This window comes from Thermostichus sp. MS-CIW-34 (assembly GCF_054060435.1).
Genome location: NZ_JBSSDE010000006.1, coordinates 80,592 through 100,169 on the forward strand (window position 1 = coordinate 80,592; position 19,578 = coordinate 100,169).

Here is a 19,578-nt window from a genome sequence, read left to right on the forward strand (position 1 = left end):
GTCTGTCTCTAATGGGCTAGGCGGGAGAAGTTCAAGTGACAGATTTCGGTTCAGACTTTGACTTAGGTACCACTCTGCGACAGGTACGCCGCTTACTACCGCAGATGCAGCGGTTGAGCAGCCAAACCAAGCGCCAGGCCCTGCTGGCTCTCTCGCGGTGTTTGTTGGAGCGCTCCGATCTGCTCCTGGAAGCCAATACCCTCGACCTGGAAAGTTGCCGCGAGCAAACCGTACCGGAGTGGATCCTCAACGGCCTGAAGCTCACCCCCGAGCGTCTACAGCGATCCGCCCAGTTGCTGACTCTCCTGGCCCAGCAGCCGGATCCCATTGGCAAGCTGGAGAAAGGGCACCGCCAGGAGAATGGCCTGTTTATTGGCCGCTACCGCGTCCCGTTGGGGTTGATTGCTCTGGTCTACGAAATCTACCCCGAGTTTGCCTTAAATGGCATTGGCATGTGCCTAAAAACAGGAAATGGCGTGATTTTGGCCAGCAGCGGTCCCATCCAGAAAACTCACCAGGCTATGGTCAACCTGTTGGCAGAGACGGCTTATGAGCACGGGATCCCGGAAGGGGCCATTCAAACCTTGCCCGCCCAAGACCGAACCGCAGATCCCCAAGCAGATTCCCCACTGTTGCCGTTGCTACAGCAAACCCGCTACCTCGACCTGGTGATTCCCTGCGGTCGCCCCGGCTGGGTGGAGTTCCTGTTGCAGGCCAGCAAAGTGCCGACTCTGGCCACCCATTTGGGCTACGGCCACATCTATCTGGATCGCACTGCCCCTTGGCCCTTGGTCAAATCGGCTTTGTTGGATCCCCTCGCCCAGTATGGCTCAGAAGGGATCCCCATCTATCAGCCTCTCACCCTCTGGCTGCTGATCCACACCGATTGGGCCACCAACCATCTGACCGCCTTGATTGAGGACTTGCTGGGTCACGGGATTGCTGTACAGGCAGCCGCCCCCATTCTGGAACAGTTCCCGCAGCTCCAGCCGCTTGGGCAAGGCTTTGACTCGACAGAACGGCCTCATCTGCGCCTGCAGCCCATTGCCGACCTGACGGAGGCGATCGCCTGGATTAACAAAAATGGTTGCCGTCAATCGGAGACGATCCTCACCGATAGCCAATCGGCGGCCCAGCGCTTTCTCCAGGAAGTAGATGCCGCCCTGATCCACATCAACACTTCCCCCCTCTCGGCAGGCCGGGGAGCTGGGATCCCCACGTTGGGAGCGTTTCGCGACCTGTCTTTGGGCATTTCTACCCAGCGGCTGCACGTGCGCGGGCCCATCGACGTGGAAGCCCTGACAACGGTGAAGGTGGTGGCTCAGGGCGATCTGTAGAGCCGGGCAGCAACCCAACTGATGCGCCAAGGTTGGCCGGTCTGCCCAAGATCCAAGAGCTGGGATGAGGCTGGAGAATGAGAATGTAGATCGCCATCAGCTCAACATCCAACTGAGCCCAAAGGGAGGACTTTTTTGGGGATCGACCTTCGCAGTTACGTGTTTTTGGATCGGCTGCAACCCCAGTATGCTGCTTATCTGGGCACAGTAGCCTACGGCTTTTTGCCCCTGCCTGGGGACACTTCTTTGTGGGTCGAGATTTCCCCCGGCATCGAGATCAACCGCGTTATGGATATTGCCCTGAAGGCCACCTCGGTGAGGCCGGGGCTGCAGGTGGTGGAACGCCTCTACGGCCTTCTGGAAGTACACTCCAGCAACCAAGGGGATACCCGCACCGCCGGACGGGCGATTCTGGCTGCCTTGGGGGTGAGTGAACAGGAGCGCCTCAAGCCCCGCATCATCTCCAGCCAGATCATCCGCAACATCGATCCCCACCAAACCCAGTTGATTAACCGTTCCCGCCGTGGCCAAATGCTCCTGGCTGGCCAAACCCTCTATATCCTGGAGGTGCAACCGGCAGGCTATGCCCCCCTGGCTGCCAACGAGGCAGAAAAATCTGCCCAGATCAACATCCTAGAAGTGATGCCTTTCGGTAGCTTTGGCCGCGTGTACTTGGGAGGGGAAGAGCGAGATATTCTGGCCGCCTGCCGCGCTGCCGAAGCCGTTTTGGCGGGGGTTTCCGGTCGGGAGCCCCTCTTGTTGCCTGAGGAGGTGTAGCCAATGGCAGACTCCGATCCCAAGCCAAGATCGCCCCTGTCGCAACGCCGGGATCCCTCTTCAGCAGAGCAGGTGAGGCTGTTGACGGAGCTGGCCGCTCCCTACCGCAGCTTGCGGCGCTTCATCTACTTGGCGGTGGGGTTCTCGGCTACCATCGGGGCGTTTGTGTTTTTCTTTCGAGCCCTGGCCGGGCGAGACTTAAGCACCACCTTGCCCAGCTTGGCCTTACAGTTGGGGATCCTGGCCGGCGCCATCGGCCTAAACAGGCTGGAAAACCGCTCTCACCAGAAGGTGATCAGACAGGTCAAACAACGCTTGGGCATGCAGCAAGACTCCCAGGAGCCCCAACGGTCGGCGGACAGTTAGCCCGCCCATTCCCCGCAGCCCCTTTCTCAATCCAGATCAAAGTCATCATCATCCGCGTCAGCACTGCGCAGATAGCGGCGCTGAGTTTGGCGAGCGGGATCCCCTTGTGACCACTTTTGGACAATTTGGACACCCAGAAAGGTCAGAAAGGCCCCCAAAGCCACAAACGTGAGAAGTGGGATCGCCAGGATCACCACTGCGCCCAGGACATAGATAGCCACCTTGGGCAGAGACGGATCCACCCCCCAGCGGTGGCTGCGCACCCAGTCGGTGAGCTGCTGATCCCAGCGGCGTAGGCGAGGGACGTTTTCCTCGAAGATCTCCAGCAAAATTGGCCCCAGACGACGCAGATTGCCCTGAGTTTGCCTTCGCCAATCTTGCACCGAACGCCCCATGTTCAGGATCCCTTGTCCTGTGATCTTCAGGCCGATCCTAGCCCAACCCTAGCAACCTTCCCATCAGCTCAGAGGACGACCCCACCGGATGTAAATTTGTTTGAACATTTGGATCGGAGATTTTGGAGGCTTCCCAGGACTACTGTACACTGAGGGCACTTGCGCAGCGATGCTGCTGCCCTGCGGATTCGGTAAACCTCTTTTTAACGTTTCAACCTGCTCGACTGGAGAACGCTAATGGCTCACTCGGTCAAGATCTACGACACCTGCATCGGCTGCACTCAGTGTGTGCGGGCTTGTCCCACCGACGTGTTGGAGATGGTGCCCTGGAAGGGGAACAACAAGGCTGGCATGATCGCTGCCGCTCCCCGCACCGAAGACTGCGTTGGCTGCAAACGCTGTGAAACCGCTTGTCCCACCGATTTTCTGAGCATTCGAGTCTACCTTGGCCCCGAAACCACCCGCAGCATGGGCTTAGCCTACTGATGGGGGCACCTGGCCGCAACCCCACTCTCAACTGCCCACAGAGCACAAGCATTCCAGAGTACCAGAAAAGCAGTTTACTTCCCAACCCAGTTCCAGCCTTTCCCTCTTCCGGGGAGAGGCTGTGGCGTATGGCAGATCTTAAGCTGTTTGGTGACTCTAGAGGGGGGATCCGCCCCCTTTTTTCCTTTAGGGCTGCAGATAGAGGCGGTGCTGACGGATATAGTGCTCCACAGCAGGGGGCACCAGGTAGCGGATAGACCCTCCCTTTTGGATTTGCTGTCGCAGGTAGGTGGAAGAGAGCGTCAGGGTAGGGGCTTCCAGGATTTGGGCTTGGATGGGCAGCTTTGCGGCCACCGCCTGCAGCACCTGGGCGGCATCGCCGGCATCCACCCGTGGGGCAACAATCCAATGGCAGAGGCGGGCCAGTTCTTCCGCTTGATACCACTGGGGCAGGTCCCGCAGAGCATCCACGCCGATGATCCAGTACCACTGGGTATTGGGTTGCTCCTGGATGAGGGTGCGCAGTGTCTCGATGGTGTAGGAGCGCCCCGAACGGCGGATCTCCAGCTCTGAGCAGGCGAAGCGCTCGTGGTCGGCAATGGCCAGCTTGACCATCGCCAAGCGGTCGGCTTTGCTGGCGCCAGGGGCCAGAGGCTTGTGGGGGGGATCCCCGGCGGGCATCCACAGCACCTGATCCAGGTCAAACTGCCAAAGAGCTTGTTCTGCCATGATCAAGTGGCCATGGTGCACAGGGTTGAAGGTTCCGCCCAGAATGGCAATGCGGCGGTGCTTCATGGCTGCTGGCTCAGGTAGGTGATGGCATCCCGCAGCCAATCTTCTGTTGGGCGGGGGTGAGTGGGCAGAGCTTGCAGGGCGGCCTGAATTTCCTGAGCGCTGTAGCCCAGAGCCAGCAAGGCCATTTCCACCTCTTCCCGGATGGGCATGGGCGGTCCCCCGGCCAAGGGTTGATCCGCAACTCCCACCCCCTGTCGCCAGTGAGCCAGCTTGGTTTTCAGCTCCAAGACCAGCCGTTGGGCCGTTTTATGACCTACCCCCGGCGTGAGGGAGAGCAGGCGTACGTTTTCGGTCACCACCGCCTGAACCAGCTCCGGCAGGCCGAAGGTATTCAGCAAGGCCAAGCCCAAAGCCGGCCCCACCCCCGAGACTTTGATGAGTTCCACAAACAAATCGCGCTCGGCTGGCGAACCAAACCCGTACAACACCAGCTCGGTCTCTCGCACCACCAAATGGGTGAACACCCGGACGGGCTCCCCCACTGCGGGCAGTTGCTTGAGAAAACGTCCTGGGGCCTTGACGCGATAGCCGATCCCCTGCACCTCAACGGTGAGGCTGCTGCGCTCTCCCCATTCGATGGCCACAAGGTGGCCGCTTAAAAACGCGATCATGCTGCGAGTTTAATCTGGGTTTGGGATGCTCTGCTCGACTGGAGCTCCAAAGTCGGCCAAGCAATCTAAAGTCCTTGCCAAAGGCTGCTTCCCTACAAGGCTATTTCACAGACCATTTCTCTACCTGTAGACTGTTCCCCATCCAGCTCTGTATTCTCCCTCATCCATGCCGATTCGCCCTTTTCCCATCGGCCAATGGCTTTGGATCCTGTTCTCGCTGGGGGTGCTGCTCTTTCTCCATCTTCCTCTGCTGGTGATCGTCCTTTATGCCTTCAGCCCCGATGAGGCGACCTTGCGCTTCCCTTTGCCGGGGCTGACCTGGCGTTGGTTTGCCGTGGCCTGGGGGCGGGCAGATATTTGGCGGGCCTTGTTTTTGTCTTTGCGGGTGGCTGTGCTGGCTACCGGAGTGGCGGTGGTGCTGGGATCCCTGGCGGCAGCAGCAGTCTATCGCAGCCGATTTTTTGGCCGCGAGACGATCTCATTTTTGGTGTTGCTGCCCATCGCCTTGCCGGGCATTGTCTCCGGGATCGCCTTGCGCTCGGCGATCCATTTGCTGCATATCCCTTTCAGCTTTTGGACAATTGTTATCGGCCATGCCACCTTTTGCCTGGTGGTGGTGTACAACAACGTGCTGGCCCGGTTTCGCCGCATGGGACGCTCTCAACTGGAGGCTTCTGCCGACTTGGGGGCCAATCCTCTGCAAACCTTTCGGTACATCCTTCTGCCCGAACTGGCCTCGGCCCTATTGGCGGGATCCCTGCTGGCGTTTGCCCTGTCTTTCGATGAGATTATCGTCACCACCTTCACCGCCGGCCAGCAGCAAACCTTGCCGATTTGGGTGTTTAGCCAGCTCACCAAGCCTCGGCAGCGCCCGGTGATCAGCGTGGTGGCTCTGGGGGTGATTGGCCTGACGGTGCTCCCCATTTGGCTGATCCATCACTTGACCCAAGAGAAAACCACGACTCGCTGATGGCTCTTTCCAGCCTCATGCAAGGTTTGCACTTGGAGGGATCCCTAAGTATTGGCCGGAGTCGCTGTAACAGCAAGGAAACGCTGGCCCTGGTTGATCGCAGAGCCCTTGTGAGAAAATGTAACAAGCATTTCATTTGTGAAAATTGAGGTATCTATGGCTGTCACTCGTGCCGGACGCGCCCCTCTCGTGCGGGGCAGCAGCGAGGGAAATCCTGCCAAGTTCATGGAAATGGCCAGCGCTTTGCTCAACACCCGCACCCGCCAAGGCAGCGGCAAAAAGGTTCAGGATCGCTCCTCCTACGGCAAAGCGGGCAACCCGCAAGAGTTCATGCAGATGGCCAGCGAATTGCGCCGATCCCTGGAGCAGCAGGGGCGGTAGCCGATCTTGTCCACCGTCAAACCTAGGCCCTCCCCGTCCAGTTGCCTAAGCTGGACGGTTTTCTTGCTGCTCCTCTCAAGCCAGAGGCGGCCAATCGCTTCTGAGGCCACTCACCTACAGTTGGATCCCGTTACAGGCCCAACTTCGAGTCCAGAGCTCCGCCCTTGAGCTTCTGTGCAATGAGCCGGCAGAAGAGCAGCATGTCAGGATGGGAAAAGTGCTCATCGGGGCGCTCTTGCCGGTGGACGTGATTGAGGCCAAGACGACATGAAAAACAAAGGCTTTTGGCTGGCCGGGATCCTGGGGGTAATCTTGGATCAGGCGACCAAGCACTGGGCAGTGGAACGGCTGCTGCCGGGGCCAGAGCTTGAGCTGTGGCCAGGGGTGTTTCACCTCACCTACGTGGAGAATACCGGCGCTGCTTGGAGCCTGTTTGAAGATTCGGCAGAGCTCTTGAAGTGGATCTCGCTGGGGGTGGCGCTGGCGTTGGCGCTGCTGGCCATTCGCGGCGGGATCCTGGGCCGATGGGAACAGGCCGGCTATGGCTTGGTGTGGGCAGGAGCGGTGGGGAACGGCATCGACCGCTTCGTCAACGGCTATGTGGTGGATTTTTTCAATTTGATCTGGATTCGCTTTCCGGTATTCAACGTGGCGGATGTGGCCATCAACCTTGGGGTGGCCTGTCTGCTGATTGGTCTGCTACAGGACAACTCGAAGAAAACGGGATCGACTTCCGCCTCGCCCTGCCTGGAGAAAAAGCCCGGTCGCGACAGCACCCACTTTAAGGATTGACGAGCCGATGAACAGCCTTCAGGGATCCCTTGGGATGCTCAGGCCTTTGGCCAGGGGGATCCCCGGTCAGCTGCAAGGACTCCGTCCGCCTATTGCAAACGGCTGGCTTGCTGGGCCACCTGGCAGAAGCGCTCGACATCTGCGGGCAAAGTGTTAAAAGCTGTCACCAGGCGGATTAAGTGGTGACCTTCCCCCAGCCAGCGGTAAAACCGAAACCCCGCCTGCTCCAGGGCCTGGAGAACCGGCTCCGGCAGCTCGATAAAAACCTCATTGGCCTCGGTAGGATACACCAACTTGGCTCCCGGCAGGGATCCCAGTCCCTGCGCCAACCGTTGGGCCATTGCGTTGGCATGGCGGGCATTGCGCAGCCACACCCCATCCTGGAGATAGGCCTGCAATTGGGCAGACAAAAAGCGCATCTTCGAGAGCAGATGGCCACTGCGCTTGCGGCGAAACTCAAAATCGCCCACCTGATTTGGATGAAAAAACACCACCGCTTCCGCAGCCCAGGCCCCATTTTTGGTGGCCCCAAAGGACAGCACATCCACCCCCGCTTTCCAGGTCATCTCGGCAGGGGTGCAACCCAAACCAACCAGGGCATTGGCAAAGCGGGCCCCATCCATATGCACCTTAAGGCCAAAGTGATGGGCCAAATCCGCCAGGGATCCAAGCTGCTCCAAGGAGTAGAGGGTGCCAGCCTCAGTGGCTTGCGTCAGGCTGAGGCAGGCAGGCTGCACGTGATGAACCACCCCAAACCCCGCCCGCTCCAGGGCTGCTTTTAAGTTGCCCCAGTCAATACGGCCTTGCTCTCCGGGGATCCCCACCAACTTGGCCCCACCTGTAAACAGCTCTGGCGCTCCACATTCGTCCAGATTGATGTGGGCCTCGGGATGGCAATAAATCGCCCCGTAGGGCGGGGTGAGCACCGAAAGGGCCAAGGCGTTGGCAGCAGATCCCGTTGCCACCGGAAACACCGCCACTTCATGCTCAAAGATCTCGGCAAAGAGCCTCTGCACCTGCGCTGTGCATTCGTCTCCTCCATAGGGCATGGCGGATCCCCGGTTGAGGGCCAACAGGGCTTCCATCACCTCAGGACAAGCGCCTGTAACATTGTCGCTGCAAAAGTTCATGGCATGGACAACCCAAGGGATCTCGCCGAGGAAGGGTTAGGGCCGGCTTACTTCGCGCCAACCCAACCGGGATCCTCCAAAGTATCCCAGTCCCGACCTGCCTCTCCCTCGACCGCTTGCAATGGCGGGACAGAGTCCTTTTGGGGATGGGAAGGCGGCTCAGGCTGGTCGCGATAGCGGGACGGAGTCCTTTCGCAATAGCGGGATGGGGTCTTTGCACTCCACCACAACCCCAAAGCAGGCCCCAACCCCAACAACAGGCCCAGCCCCGCCGGCGCAACAATGCCGGAGCCCAGGCTCATCAACAGGGCAAAAGCAAAATTAGCTACATAGAGCACCAGCGGCCCCACCAACTGGCGGCGGTCAAGGATGGGTTGATCCTCGCCCCACAGCAGATTGGCCACCGTCATGAAGGCAGCCCCAGTCAGCATCCAACCACCGAAGTTTTGCAGCGGCATACCGAAGAAGGGCCCCGGCTGAAACCACGTCCAAAACGGGATCAAGCCGCGGGTCATGGCCGGATCCAGCACGAAGTCCCAGGCGGTGAGCAGCAGGGCCCCCAACATGATGGCCTCGAAGTGGATCAACCAGTGGCGCTGGGTTTGCAGAGCCACACGCGCCAACAAATAGGACGACAACCCCACATAAAACCAAGACAGAGGGATGGTAAAAGGCACCAACCCGGCAATCTTATAGCCCAGCCCACTCAGGTAGCCGTAGTTGCCAAAGGGGATCCCAGTGCTGGTGCCCAACAGCTCACTGCCCAAGGAAATGCCCACCGCCGGGATCAAAAACATCAATAGGCGCCGCACCCCCAACAGCCGGGATCCCATCAGAGCTGCTGCCAGCGCGCCGAACACCATGTAGGCCACGCCGCCGTTGCCCATGCTCAAGGAGAAGGCTTGAAGGCCAATGGGGGGCAAACTGGCCACCCACTCGGGATGCGGTACAACCCAGAGCAACCCTGCCAACCCAAAAAGCAAAGACAGAATGTGTAAACCCAGAGCCAAAGCTTCCAGCCGCCGCCAAATCGAGCCGGATAGGGGCAGAACGCTCTGCCCATGGAAAGGCAGGCCGACGAGAACACCAGAGGACGAGAACCAACGCATGAGAAACTCCCGAAGAGTGGTTAAGCGAAGCCGCTCTGTCTCCTTGCAACCCATACGGCGGCTGAGGGAAAAAGCGGATGGCCCCAAGAGAGAGCCCGAAGCCAAGAACAAGCCCGCTTGCTTGCAGGCCGGCCTACTTGGGATGGCCCTCTGGGCAGGGATGTCACCACCGCTAACGGTGACACTGCTGATATTTTGCTGTCTATTGTATCAATTCGTAAACATATCGCCCGTTTTTCCTCAGGTCTCCTCCCCGTCTTCGCCGCAGGGATCCCGGGTGGGGGTGTACGCCCAGTTGGCTCGTGCTGTGGAGCGCCAGGACTGGGTGCAAGCCCTGCGGCTGGTGGATCTCTTACGAGAGCACACGGAAGATCCCGCCCAGCGTCAGGATCTGGAAGACTATCGGCTGGAGCTGGAAAAATATCGTTCTGCTTATGGGGATCCGCCGCCGCCCCAGTGGCCGTTTTTGCACAAGCCCTTTGTTGGGGAATTTCCTGTCACCAACCTCTTCGACCATGACTTGCCTTTGGGGGAGAGGGATGGCAACAGACGGTTTGTGAGTGGGCAAGGCCAAGTTTGGATCCCTGGCCCGCTGCACCCCTGTGGCAAAAGCGATGGCCATGCCGGTTATGACTGGGAGATGCCGGTGGGCACCCCGATCCTGGCCGCTGCCGCAGGACGGGTCACCGTGGCCCGTGAGGAGCCGGAGTTTTTTTGCCCCAGCTTGGGCCGACCGGTCAGGGGGTTGCGGGTGCGCCTTTTGCACGAGCCAGAACTCTCGGAGGGGGAGAGAACAGACGGGAGAGCACTTCCCCGCTGGGAGACCCTCTACGCCCACCTCAGTCAAATCGGGGTGCAGGAGGGGCAAGTGGTGGCCGCAGGAGCAGTCATCGGCCTATCGGGAGACAGCGGCTGTGCCAGCGGGCCCCATCTTCATTTCGAGGTACGTCGCTTCGACAACACCAACTCCGGCCAACCAGCTGCCGTCGATCCCTATGGGTGGTTTGGGTCTGGCCTGGATCCCTGGAGCATTCATCCCCTTGGGGCCGAAAGCCTGTTCCTTTGGCAGGTGGGACAAGCCCCCAGTTTGGGAGCTTGCTGGCAAGGGCAGCGATAGCCGAGACGGACATCCGCTCTGGGCGAGACCTCGCTGACAAAGATGGATATTGACAGGCAGATTCACAACAGTCACAACAGATGATGGACTTATAGATCTCGACGGACAAAGCCATCCCCCTCCCATTGGTAGAGGGTAGCCCTCAAGTCACGGCTGGCATCGGGCGGGCTTGAGATGACCAGGATCCCTTGCGGGCTGACCCGCAGGCTGGCATTGCTCAGATCCGTCACGCTCAGCAGTGGCACAAGTCCCTCAGGCCGGTGTTCCAAGACCAAGACAGAGCGCAGCAGGCTGATGCCCCCTCGCTCGGTGAGGAGCACCAACTTGGGCTGTGGGCTGGAGGTAATGTCCGTGCGCAGGTGAGCCTCCACCAACCGCCCTGGGATCGGCTCAGCCGTGTGGAGCAGACGAAAGCTATACCCCCCCTGATGCTCGAAGCTGAGAACGCGCACCACCGGCTCTACGGTGGGCTGCCGCTGAATCTGAAACACAGCCACCACATCCTGGCGAGATGGAGAGGTTAGGCTGGCCGGGAACAGGCGCAGGTTTTCACCGCGATTGCCGCGAATAAAATCCCACCAAATGGATTGATTGAATAAAGCCACAACCCCACCTCGAGCAGCGCCGCCCTCAGAAGGAACCGGCAGCAGCGGAAGCACAGGCTGGGGATAGGCAGGAACAGCAGCAACCGGTAGAGTGGCAGCCAAGGCCGCTCCCCAGGCTATTCGACCACAGGAATACAGCAGTTTCCGCATATTTCCTCACTCCTCGCCCCTAAAATTCTAAAGGACTCCAAGGTTCTCCCAGTCAACCAAACAGCCGGGATACAGGGATCCCTTTTATGTCGAACGCAACCTCGATCTCACCTTGATCTCGCCTGGCAATGGGCTACCAAGTTAGGGTGAAAAGCCTGGAGCTTCCTCTGTAGCCAACAAAGTCGGCTTGGAACGACGCCCCGCCAATTGGAAAGGATCCCCCAGGAGCAAGGGGCAGCCCCCCCCGACGGAGGGCTCTATTTTTCGGCAGCCAAAAACAATTGGGCCCGCCAAAAGCAGGCAATGGACTTGCTGTCCAAATCCATTCCCAAACGGGACATTTCTGTAAGCTCAGAAGCAGAAAACTCCACTACGGTAATATCTTCATCCTCATCCTTATCGGGAGGGGAATCCAGCACTTCCAGCTCCCGCGCCAAATAGGCATACATAATCTCGCTGGAATAGCCGGGGCACAAATAAAATTGGCCAAGGGGATCCCAGCGATGGGCCCGCAGGCCGGTTTCTTCTTCCAGCTCGCGGCGAATGGTGTCATCGGGATGCTCCCCTGGCTCGACTGTGCCTGCCGGAAATTCATAAAGGTAGGAGGCAACCGCAAAGCGATATTGACGAATGCAGACGAACTTGCCTGCTGCAGTTACAGGCACGGCCACCACCCCCCCGGGATGGATGAGGTACTCCCGCTCCCCCTCTTTGCCGTTGGGAAAACGCAAACGCTGGCTGACGAAGGTGTATTTGTGGCCTTGATAGCGCAGGCGCTCGCGAATCACCTGAGATGGGTTTTGCATGGCAAGGGATCCCGAGAGTAGAGCCGCTCTCAGCTTAATGGTTTTCGGCGCTGTTGCAACCGGGCAATCCAGAGGGATTCACACATCCCTGGGATCCTCTGTCTGGGATAGAGTCAGGAAAAGCAGGGATCCAAAAGTTGCAGGCCATGATTTACCCTCCCTTGAAGGAGTTTCTTGCCCTTACCCAACAGGGCAACTTCATCCCGGTGTACCAGGAATGGGTGGCGGATTTGGAAACGCCGGTTTCTGCCTGGTATCGGGTCTGTGCCGGCCAGCCCTACAACTTTCTCCTGGAGTCGGTGGAGGGGGGGGAGCAGGTAGCCCGCTACAGCTTCCTGGGCTGCGACCCCCTGTGGGTATTGGAAATACGGGGAGATCAAGCCCTACAGCGCTACCGCGATGGCCGACAGGAGCACCACCAAGGGGATCCCTTCGCAATTTTGGCCCGCTGCTTGCAGCCCTATGAGCCGGTGCATTTGCCGGAATTGCCCAGCAGCATCGGCGGCCTGTTTGGCTACTGGGGCTACGAGCTGATTCGCTGGATTGAGCCCAAGGTGCCCATCCACCCCCTGCAGCCGGGGGATCCCCCTGATGCCGTTTTGATGCAGGTGGACAGCATCCTGCTCTTTGACCAGGTGAAGCGCAAGATCTGGGTGGTGGCCTTCGCCGATACCCGTCACCACGCTGCCGAGGAAGCCTATGCCCAAGCCTGCCGGCGGGTGGAAAAGCTGATGCAGCAGCTCAGCGCTCCTCTTTCCCTGGCCCATCTGCACCTCAACTGGAAGCCCCACCTGTCGGAAAGGACTCCGTCCCGCTGGCGCGAACAAATCCCCCCCAGCACCCTGAGCCGCCCAGCCTACTGCCAAGCGGTGGAACGGGCTAAGGACTACATCCGCGCCGGAGATATCTTCCAGGTGGTGCTCTCGCAGCGGTTTACCGTCTCCCTTGCCGGGGATCCCTTTTGCCTCTACCGCTCGTTGCGGCTGATTAACCCTTCCCCTTACATGGCGTTTTTGCAGTTTGGGGATCTCTGCCTCATCGGCTCCAGCCCAGAGGTGATGGTCAAACTCAGCCGGGTGGGAGAAGACCGCATCGCCACCGTGCGCCCCATTGCCGGCACCCGCCCCCGTGGCACCACCCCTCAGGAAGACCGGCAGTTAGAGCAAGAGCTGTTGGCAGATCCGAAAGAACGGGCCGAACATGTGATGCTGGTGGATCTGGCCCGCAATGACCTGGGACGGGTCTGCCAACTGGGATCTGTGCAGGTGGACGACCTGATGCAGATCGAGCGCTACAGCCATGTGATGCACATCGTCAGCAACGTGGTGGGGCGGCTGGATCCCCAGTACAGCGCCTGGGATCTGCTGCGGGCCACCTTCCCTGCCGGCACTGTTACCGGCGCCCCCAAAATCCGCGCCATGCAGATTATTCATGAGCTGGAAGGATGCCGCCGCGGGCCCTATGCCGGCGCCTATGGCTACTACGACTTTTCCGGCCAACTGAACACCGCCATCACCATCCGCACCCTGCTGGTTCATCAGGGCCAGGTGAGCTTGCAGGCCGGGGCAGGTATTGTAGCCGACTCGGATCCGGAGCGGGAATACCAAGAATGTCTAAACAAAGCGCGGGGCATGTTAATGGCTGTGGCCAGTTTGCAGGAGACCTAGCCCATGTTGGCCCAGTTGCGCTTCAGCCCTGCGGTTCGCGTCAGCGGGACGGAGTCCTTACAGGAGCTCCAGCAGCCGGATCCAGAGACCGTAGAGCAGGCTTTTGAACTGTTTTCCACAGAGGGCTATCTGGTGTTGCCGGAGATCTTTCCCCCCGAGCTCATCGACAAGTTGCACAGCAGCTTTCTGGCCACCTACAGCCGCTACTGCACCCACGAGCACCACGCTGATGCCCTGTTGGTGGGCAATAGACGGGTGATGGTAACGGTTCGCCTGGAGGGCCCCTTCAACGATCCCCTCCTCTATGCCCATCCTCTGATCTTGCCCATCCTGAAGCGGATTTTGGGGCCGGAGTTGATCTTGAGCGGGCTGGGGGCGGTGGTCTCTCTGCCGGGATCCGCCGATCAACAAGTTCACCGGGATCTGTCTCATCTGTTTGGCGACGAGACCTTGGATGCGATCATTCCTTGCTATGCCCTGAATTTGCTCATTCCTCTGGTGGATGTCAACGAAGAGAACGGCATGACCCGTCTCTGGCCCGGTAGCCATGCGGTCTTCGATGCCCACTATACCGAGCTGGCCCAGCAGATGCCCTTTGTCGATCCGCCCCTGGCCAAGGGATCCTGCCTCCTGTTCGACTACCGCCTGATTCATCTGGGTCGGGCCAATCGCTCGCCCGCTCCCCGTCCTCTTCTCTACAACACCTACAGCCGCGCTTGGTTTCGGGATCCCATCAATTACACTCAGCAACCTCCCCTGGTGATCCCGGCCCAAGAAAAAGAGCGGATCCCAGCCGAGCATCAGCGCCTATTCGTGACGGCACAGATTGTGTAGACGGCCCGGAACTGCGAGCTGACCGAAAACTCGGCGGCTCAGGCCCCGGCATTTATGCCTAGGGATAAGCTACCGTCTCCTGATAGGATGTGAGTATCGCTCCACCCATTTATAGAAAGGTGCAGTGCTGAAGGTGAAGTAGAAGTATCTGGGGTGTTTCCACATCCCAGTAGCTGGTGCGTTCGCCTTGGCGGCGCGAAGCGCTTTGGCGTCCCCCACGGTGCTGCGGTATAAGCCACATGCTCGGTGTAGCTCAGTCAGTGGGAGTTGTTTTGCTGGCTGAGAGCGGATCCTCTGGCTTTAGCCGTGGGGAGAACGTCAACCTGATACATTTACGCTGAACACTGCTGAACATCACTGTTCAACTATGCAGCGATAGCATTCTGTTTGTTTCCAACCAGAATGGCGGTATCCCGCAAAGCTTTGAGTAGAATACCCAAAGCGCAGTTTCCGTGTCGTCTTACTACCAATTTTCTGCTTTGCTTTGGCTACCATGTTGGCAGACTCGAAAGTAAACAGAAAGATCAACTGGTAGTAATCCGTACTGAACATATTATACATTATTTTCAGTATAGTTGAGCTTATTATTGACTAGAGTCATGCTCTCCTCTTGTTTGAGGAATCCGGTCAGCTAGACCGCCGAGAAGCGACGCCCTCTATGTATCAGCATGAGGGTCAGGATGAAAGGCGGAAACCCTTGCTATGGTAAACACAGAGCGGTGGGGCATCCCGTTCTTAAAGCTCAGGAAATGTCCTTAACAGGAGTCACTGAGAAGCTCGTACTCTATGCATCAGCATGAGTGCGGGAGTATGTCACGATGTCTCAGAATGGGGGTGGTTATCCCCGTTATTGCAGTTTGATTGCGCATCCCACCATGAGCGAAAAGATCCCTCAAGATCCCTCCTCGCCGGAAATGGCGGCTGAGATGGCCTTTGCTGCAGAGCCCAGTTTAGAGGAGGTAGGAGCTACTGCGGAAGAAACCACCCCAGACTCGGATCCCGGCAAGGGATCCCCTGGCACCGGCGGGTCGAATGCGCAGCGTGTCCGCCAACTGCTGGGCATGAAAGGGGCAGAGGTGGAGTCTCGCTCCATTTGGCAGTTGCACCTGCAGCTGATGAAACCGGTTACCTGGATTCCTTTGGTGTGGGGCCTGATTCCAGGAGCGGCTTCCTCGGGTCACTTCACCTGGACTTGGGAGAATGTGGCTCTCATTTTGGTGGGCATGATTCTGGCGGGCCCCCTGATGACGGGCTATACCCAAACGGTGAACGAATACTACGACCGCGAGATCGACGCCATCAACGAGCCCTACCGCCCGATCCCTTCGGGGGCCATCTCTCTGCAGCGGGTGGTTATCCAGATCTGGGTGCTGCTGATCTTGGGGTTGGGCTTGGCCTACGCTCTGGACTGGTACACGGGCCATGACTTCCCGGTGATCACCTGCATTGCCTTGGCGGGAGCCCTCATTGCCTACATTTACTCGGCGCCCCCCCTGAAGCTCAAGCGCAACGGCTGGCTGGGCAACTATGCCCTTGGTGCCAGCTACATCGCCCTGCCCTGGTGGACAGGCCACGCCTTGTTCGGCGAGCTAAACTGGACGGTCTGCATCCTGACGCTGATCTACAGCTTGGCCGGGCTGGGGATTGCTGTGGTCAACGATTTCAAAAGCATCGAGGGGGATAGGCAGTTTGGCTTGGCCTCTTTGCCGGTGATGTTTGGGGCGATGGGGGCCGCTTGGATCTCGGTGCTGATGATCGACCTATTTCAGTTCGGCATGGCCTCATTTTTGCTGGGGGCGGGCCTAAAACTTTACGCGGCCCTTTTGGTGCTGCTGATCATCCCCCAAATAACCTTCCAAGATATGTACCTCCTGCGGGATCCCTTGAACAACGATGTGAAATACCAAGCCAGCGCGCAGCCCTTTTTGGTGTTGGGCATGTTGGTGGTCGGGCTGGCGTTGGGCCGCTCGGGGCTGTGGTAGTCGAGCCGACGGCAAAGTGCCCATCTTGGCAACAGAGGTGACGGCTTCCGCCCTGGGTTCGGCCCGACATCTGGGCCAAGATCAAGTCAAGATCAAGTTAAGTTGAGCCAGGGATCCATCCCCTGCAAGGATCGTTGGCGGATCCCTGGAAGCTGTTATGGCCCTGGGCCAAAGGAGATATCCAATGAAGCTGTTGTTTCCCCTCCAACTCGGCCTAAGCCTGGCTTTGCTCTTGGGGCCGCTGGCCGTCTCTCCCGCCCAAGCGCAGCGGATCGTCATCGACGGGCGGGGGATCGTGGTAGAACCCAGCACAGGTGGCTCGGTGATCCTCAATCCCGACCAGCCGGTCTTTTCTCCAATCTTGCCCTCTGCAGTTCCTTTTTCCATCGATGAAGAAGGCAAGATCGTCTCTGCCCCTGGCTACCGCTGCAGTGCGGCTACTGCTGCCGACAACTCCCCCATCATCTGTCGCTCCCAGTTCAACCGCAACGACGTGGTGGTGTATGAGCGGGACGGCCAATCCAACACCTTCCTTGTGAACATCGACAACACGGTGACCCGGCCCTCCGGCAGTGGGCTGCGGATTGTGCCCAACCCTGAACCGGCGACTCCCTCGGGTAGCGGCCTGCGCATCATCCTAGACTGAGGGCAGGGATCCCTTCACCTCTTGTCCAGTTGCAACCGCAGCATTTGCTCTGCATCCTAGAGAGGTTTGGCGAAGAAATAGCCCTGGCCATACTCGCAGTTCAACAGCCTCATTGGTGCAGTCGCTGTAGGGTTTCGATCCCCTCGGCAGTGACGTCCATTCCCAGGCTGCGGGCCAAGGTGATGATCAGGCAATGGTCTCGGCATTTTCTTCATTCGGCCCCCAGCGCGAGATGAAGGAGCGATCGATTTTCAGGCCATTTTTTCAGGCCATTGATGAGGTAATCCTGCAGGCGGCTGAGAGAGGAGTAGCCTGGGCCGAAGATCAAAACCCCCGCAATTGCGCCAGTTGCTCTGCCGCTAGAAACCGTAGCCTATTTTGCGGTCTAAGGAGATCTTTCGGTGCTGGGGTGGTATTGTTGCCGTCTTTCTTCCAATTCCATCAGGATCTGCTGATGACGCTGCCGGGTGATTGGGTAGAACCACACCAGCAAGATCCCGCCGATCAAAGCCACTCCCGGTAAGGGGCCAATGGCAACGCGAATGGCTAACAAAGCCGATTCCGGCTGGATGGGCAGGGCCTCTCCGGCCACCGAAGGCACGAAGCCGGCCCAATCCAGAGCTTGCCCCACGAAAAACAGCCCCAGTGCCAAGCCCACCTTTTGTAAGAAGACCATAAAAGCGTAGAAGATCCCCTCCCGCCGCTCCCCGGTTTGCAGCTCATCCAGGTCGATCACATCCGGCAACATCGACCAAGGGCCGAGATAGGCTGTAGCAGAAACCCCAATGCCGGCCAACAGAGCCAGCCCAATCATGATCCCCTGCTGCCCGGGCTGGAGAAAAAACAGGCCTGCCTGCGAGATCAGCCAAAACCCCGCCCCAATGAGGTACATGGTGCGCTTGTCCAGATGGGTGCTCAGTTGGGTCCAACCGAACAGCGTCAGCACTGCGATCCCCTGTACCGCCAGTACCACCAAGGAAATCCACACCTCCGGCAGGCCCATCCAGAAGACGATGAAATAAGGGATGATTGTGGCTGTGAACTGAAACGCTAGCCAAGAACACAGGTAGATGCCGCTGACAAACAGGTAGGGGCGGTTGCTGAAGGCCACCCGCAGTTGTTGAACCAGGGGCATGGGATCCCGTTGGGATGGATACCGTTCTCGCACCCCCCAAAAACAGATCAGCAAGGGCACAGCCGAGATCACTCCAAAACAGGCTCCGGCCAGCAGATGGCCGGCAGCCCGATCCGGCAGCAGGTTGACCAAGAGCGGAAAGGTAACCACCGCAACCATGCTGCCCCCTACAGAGAAGGCAAAGCGGAATTGGTTGAGCTGGGTGCGCTCGTCGTAATCCTGGGTCAGCTCCGCTGTCAGGGAGGCGTAGGGAATATTGGCCGCAGAGTAGAAGGTATTGAACAAGAGCGACACCGCCAGGTAGTAGGCAAACAGGGGGCCAATCCGACCGGGAAAAGGGATCCACCACTGGGCCAGGAACGTGAGGCCAAAGGGGAGGGCTGCAAACAGCAGCCAGGGGCGGCGACGGCCCCAACGGGTGCGGGTGCGGTCGCTGAGGATGCCGATGATGGGATCGTTGATGGCATCCCAAAAGCGAGTGATGGCGTAGATGCTGCCGGCTAGGCCTGCTGCCATGCCAACGGTATTGGTGAGAAAGGGCAGCAGGAAAAAGATGAGGATGTTGGCCGTCATGCCTGTGCCCAGATCCCCCACCCCATAGGCCAGCTTCGTCCACAAACTGAGTCGCTGTCTGGTCATCATGTCCCCCTGGAATGCCAGGATTCCAGTGTAGGGGGTAGGTGGAGATTTCTTTTTTGGGGATCCCTGGAAAAGCTGATCAAAATTCAGGGTCTTCTCCCAGTTCCCGTAGCCGCTGGGCCAGTCGTTCGGCTCGGGAGCGTTCCAATTCTGCCCGCTGCCGTTCCAATTCAGCCCGTTGCCGTTCCAATTCAGCCCGCTGCCGTTCTAGTTCAGCTCCCGTAGGCAACAATTGCCCTGCCCTATCATACCAGCGCACCCAAAAGCGTTCTCGCCCCTCGTAGGATCCCCACCACCGACCGATACTCAAGTCCAAATCGGGCAACAGAATTGGGGGATGTTCTCCAGCGCCTGAGCCGGGGAGCAGCTCATAGTGTCCGCCCTGGAGTTGATAAACATTCAGCTCATCGGTCTCTAGCTCGAAGGTGACGTAGTAGGGGATCCGCAGCCGCCTTTCGTAGAGCTGGAATTTGGCTTGTCCGGGTTTTTCTTCCCCCTGGTCGTTGCAGATGATCTCCAAGATGAGAATAGGCAAGATATTCCCTTCATCCCAAACCACATAACTTTTGCGGGCAGTGCCATCCCGCCAACGGGGAACCCCCAGCACCAGAAACAAATCTGGAACAATGACCTGCCGGGGTAGGGCGTAGTAAAGGCCCATATTGCAAGCCACAAAAAAGTCTTGCCGATCTGACCAGTGCAGCAGCAGCGGTTCCCGGAGGAGGGGGTATTGGCGGCCTTGATCCTCGTTGTCCAAGGGGGTGTCGTCTGTATCAGGCAAGTCGTGCTGGGTGGGCCAGCGATAGGGGGCGATGGTCATGGCCAGGCAGGAGCAGTATGCCTCCACT

Annotated in this window: 21 protein-coding genes and 1 pseudogene; 12 read left to right on the forward strand and 10 right to left on the reverse strand. The window is 58.8% G+C overall.

Features of this window, described 5'->3' with window-relative positions:
• Positions 1–35: 35 nt before the first annotated feature.
• The 3 genes from ACVWYY_RS03610 to ACVWYY_RS03620 all read left to right on the forward strand — a co-directional run bounded on the left by ACVWYY_RS03610 (position 36) and on the right by ACVWYY_RS03620 (position 2,480).
• A complete protein-coding gene (locus tag ACVWYY_RS03610; RefSeq protein WP_457402948.1) occupies positions 36–1,337 on the forward strand; it encodes a gamma-glutamyl phosphate reductase in 1,302 nt (433 codons plus the stop codon).
• Between the two features lie 135 nt (positions 1,338–1,472).
• Positions 1,473–2,114 (forward strand): hypothetical protein, encoded by a 642-nt coding sequence (locus ACVWYY_RS03615; RefSeq protein ID WP_011432202.1) that lies wholly within the window; start codon positions 1,473–1,475, stop codon positions 2,112–2,114.
• Positions 2,115–2,117: 3 nt separating this feature from the next.
• Positions 2,118–2,480, forward strand: a complete 363-nt coding sequence (locus tag ACVWYY_RS03620) for a DUF3493 domain-containing protein (protein ID WP_457402950.1) — start codon at positions 2,118–2,120, stop codon at positions 2,478–2,480.
• Positions 2,481–2,506: 26 nt separating this feature from the next.
• On the opposite strand, the gene ACVWYY_RS03625 is transcribed toward ACVWYY_RS03620, so the two are convergent.
• The gene (locus ACVWYY_RS03625) at positions 2,507–2,875 is read right to left on the reverse strand and encodes a hypothetical protein (RefSeq protein ID WP_148202802.1); all 369 of its coding nucleotides are present in this window, start codon (positions 2,873–2,875) and stop codon (positions 2,507–2,509) included.
• A gap of 237 nt (positions 2,876–3,112) precedes the next feature.
• On the opposite strand from ACVWYY_RS03625, the gene psaC reads away from it, so the two are divergent.
• A complete protein-coding gene (psaC, locus tag ACVWYY_RS03630) occupies positions 3,113–3,361 on the forward strand; it encodes a photosystem I iron-sulfur center protein PsaC (RefSeq protein WP_011432199.1) in 249 nt (82 codons plus the stop codon).
• A gap of 186 nt (positions 3,362–3,547) precedes the next feature.
• Here the strand turns inward: psaC and nadD are convergent, their stop codons facing one another.
• Both nadD and ruvA read right to left on the reverse strand, forming a co-directional pair.
• Positions 3,548–4,156, reverse strand: coding sequence for a nicotinate-nucleotide adenylyltransferase (gene nadD, locus ACVWYY_RS03635; protein ID WP_011432197.1), 609 nt, complete (start codon positions 4,154–4,156; stop codon positions 3,548–3,550).
• The gene (ruvA, locus tag ACVWYY_RS03640; RefSeq protein ID WP_457402952.1) at positions 4,153–4,767 is read right to left on the reverse strand and encodes a Holliday junction branch migration protein RuvA; all 615 of its coding nucleotides are present in this window, start codon (positions 4,765–4,767) and stop codon (positions 4,153–4,155) included. The genes nadD and ruvA overlap by 4 nt, the downstream gene beginning before the upstream one ends.
• Positions 4,768–4,933: 166 nt before the next feature.
• On the opposite strand from ruvA, the gene ACVWYY_RS03645 reads away from it, so the two are divergent.
• From ACVWYY_RS03645 to lspA, 3 genes are all read left to right on the forward strand, one after another.
• Positions 4,934–5,737 (forward strand): ABC transporter permease, encoded by an 804-nt coding sequence (locus ACVWYY_RS03645; protein WP_457388863.1) that lies wholly within the window; start codon positions 4,934–4,936, stop codon positions 5,735–5,737.
• A gap of 156 nt (positions 5,738–5,893) precedes the next feature.
• Positions 5,894–6,118: a hypothetical protein gene (locus ACVWYY_RS03650; protein ID WP_148202686.1), complete on the forward strand. Its 225-nt coding sequence runs from the start codon at positions 5,894–5,896 to the stop codon at positions 6,116–6,118.
• 267 nt (positions 6,119–6,385) lie between these two features.
• The gene (gene lspA / locus ACVWYY_RS03655) at positions 6,386–6,910 is read left to right on the forward strand and encodes a signal peptidase II (RefSeq protein WP_457402954.1); all 525 of its coding nucleotides are present in this window, start codon (positions 6,386–6,388) and stop codon (positions 6,908–6,910) included.
• 89 nt (positions 6,911–6,999) lie between these two features.
• Here lspA and ACVWYY_RS03660 read toward each other — a convergent pair whose 3' ends face one another.
• Complete coding sequence (locus tag ACVWYY_RS03660; RefSeq protein ID WP_457402956.1) at positions 7,000–8,040, reverse strand: threonine aldolase family protein; 1,041 nt, start codon at positions 8,038–8,040, stop codon at positions 7,000–7,002.
• Between the two features lie 47 nt (positions 8,041–8,087).
• Entirely contained in the window at positions 8,088–9,149 is a 1,062-nt protein-coding gene (gene cruF, locus ACVWYY_RS03665; RefSeq protein WP_457402957.1) for a gamma-carotene 1'-hydroxylase CruF, read from the reverse strand.
• A 277-nt stretch (positions 9,150–9,426) separates the two neighbouring features.
• On the opposite strand from cruF, the gene ACVWYY_RS03670 reads away from it, so the two are divergent.
• Positions 9,427–10,266: a M23 family metallopeptidase gene (locus ACVWYY_RS03670; RefSeq protein ID WP_457402959.1), complete on the forward strand. Its 840-nt coding sequence runs from the start codon at positions 9,427–9,429 to the stop codon at positions 10,264–10,266.
• Between the two features lie 89 nt (positions 10,267–10,355).
• Here the strand turns inward: ACVWYY_RS03670 and ACVWYY_RS03675 are convergent, their stop codons facing one another.
• On the reverse strand, positions 10,356–11,021 hold the full coding sequence (locus tag ACVWYY_RS03675) for a hypothetical protein (protein ID WP_457402960.1): 666 nt from the start codon (positions 11,019–11,021) through the stop codon (positions 10,356–10,358).
• A gap of 257 nt (positions 11,022–11,278) precedes the next feature.
• Positions 11,279–11,827 (reverse strand): NUDIX hydrolase, encoded by a 549-nt coding sequence (locus ACVWYY_RS03680; RefSeq protein WP_457402962.1) that lies wholly within the window; start codon positions 11,825–11,827, stop codon positions 11,279–11,281.
• Positions 11,828–11,973: 146 nt separating this feature from the next.
• On the opposite strand from ACVWYY_RS03680, the gene trpE reads away from it, so the two are divergent.
• Together trpE and ACVWYY_RS03690 are read left to right on the forward strand one after the other, a co-directional pair.
• Positions 11,974–13,494 (forward strand): anthranilate synthase component I, encoded by a 1,521-nt coding sequence (gene trpE / locus ACVWYY_RS03685; protein WP_457402964.1) that lies wholly within the window; start codon positions 11,974–11,976, stop codon positions 13,492–13,494.
• A gap of 3 nt (positions 13,495–13,497) precedes the next feature.
• A complete protein-coding gene (locus ACVWYY_RS03690; RefSeq protein WP_457402966.1) occupies positions 13,498–14,328 on the forward strand; it encodes a phytanoyl-CoA dioxygenase family protein in 831 nt (276 codons plus the stop codon).
• Positions 14,329–14,693: 365 nt separating this feature from the next.
• Here ACVWYY_RS03690 and ACVWYY_RS03695 read toward each other — a convergent pair.
• A pseudogene (locus tag ACVWYY_RS03695) lies at positions 14,694–14,877 on the reverse strand (hypothetical protein); the annotation flags it as partial.
• A gap of 326 nt (positions 14,878–15,203) precedes the next feature.
• Between ACVWYY_RS03695 and chlG the strand changes: the two are divergent.
• Both chlG and ACVWYY_RS03705 read left to right on the forward strand, forming a co-directional pair.
• Positions 15,204–16,310 (forward strand): chlorophyll synthase ChlG, encoded by a 1,107-nt coding sequence (gene chlG / locus ACVWYY_RS03700; protein ID WP_414332050.1) that lies wholly within the window; start codon positions 15,204–15,206, stop codon positions 16,308–16,310.
• Between the two features lie 184 nt (positions 16,311–16,494).
• Positions 16,495–16,956: a hypothetical protein gene (locus tag ACVWYY_RS03705; RefSeq protein ID WP_414343398.1), complete on the forward strand. Its 462-nt coding sequence runs from the start codon at positions 16,495–16,497 to the stop codon at positions 16,954–16,956.
• Positions 16,957–17,341: 385 nt separating this feature from the next.
• Here ACVWYY_RS03705 and ACVWYY_RS03710 read toward each other — a convergent pair whose 3' ends face one another.
• On the reverse strand, positions 17,342–18,730 hold the full coding sequence (locus tag ACVWYY_RS03710; RefSeq protein ID WP_457439621.1) for an MFS transporter: 1,389 nt from the start codon (positions 18,728–18,730) through the stop codon (positions 17,342–17,344).
• 79 nt (positions 18,731–18,809) lie between these two features.
• Complete coding sequence (locus ACVWYY_RS03715) at positions 18,810–19,550, reverse strand: Uma2 family endonuclease (RefSeq protein WP_011432178.1); 741 nt, start codon at positions 19,548–19,550, stop codon at positions 18,810–18,812.
• Between the last annotated feature and the right edge of the window lie 28 nt (positions 19,551–19,578).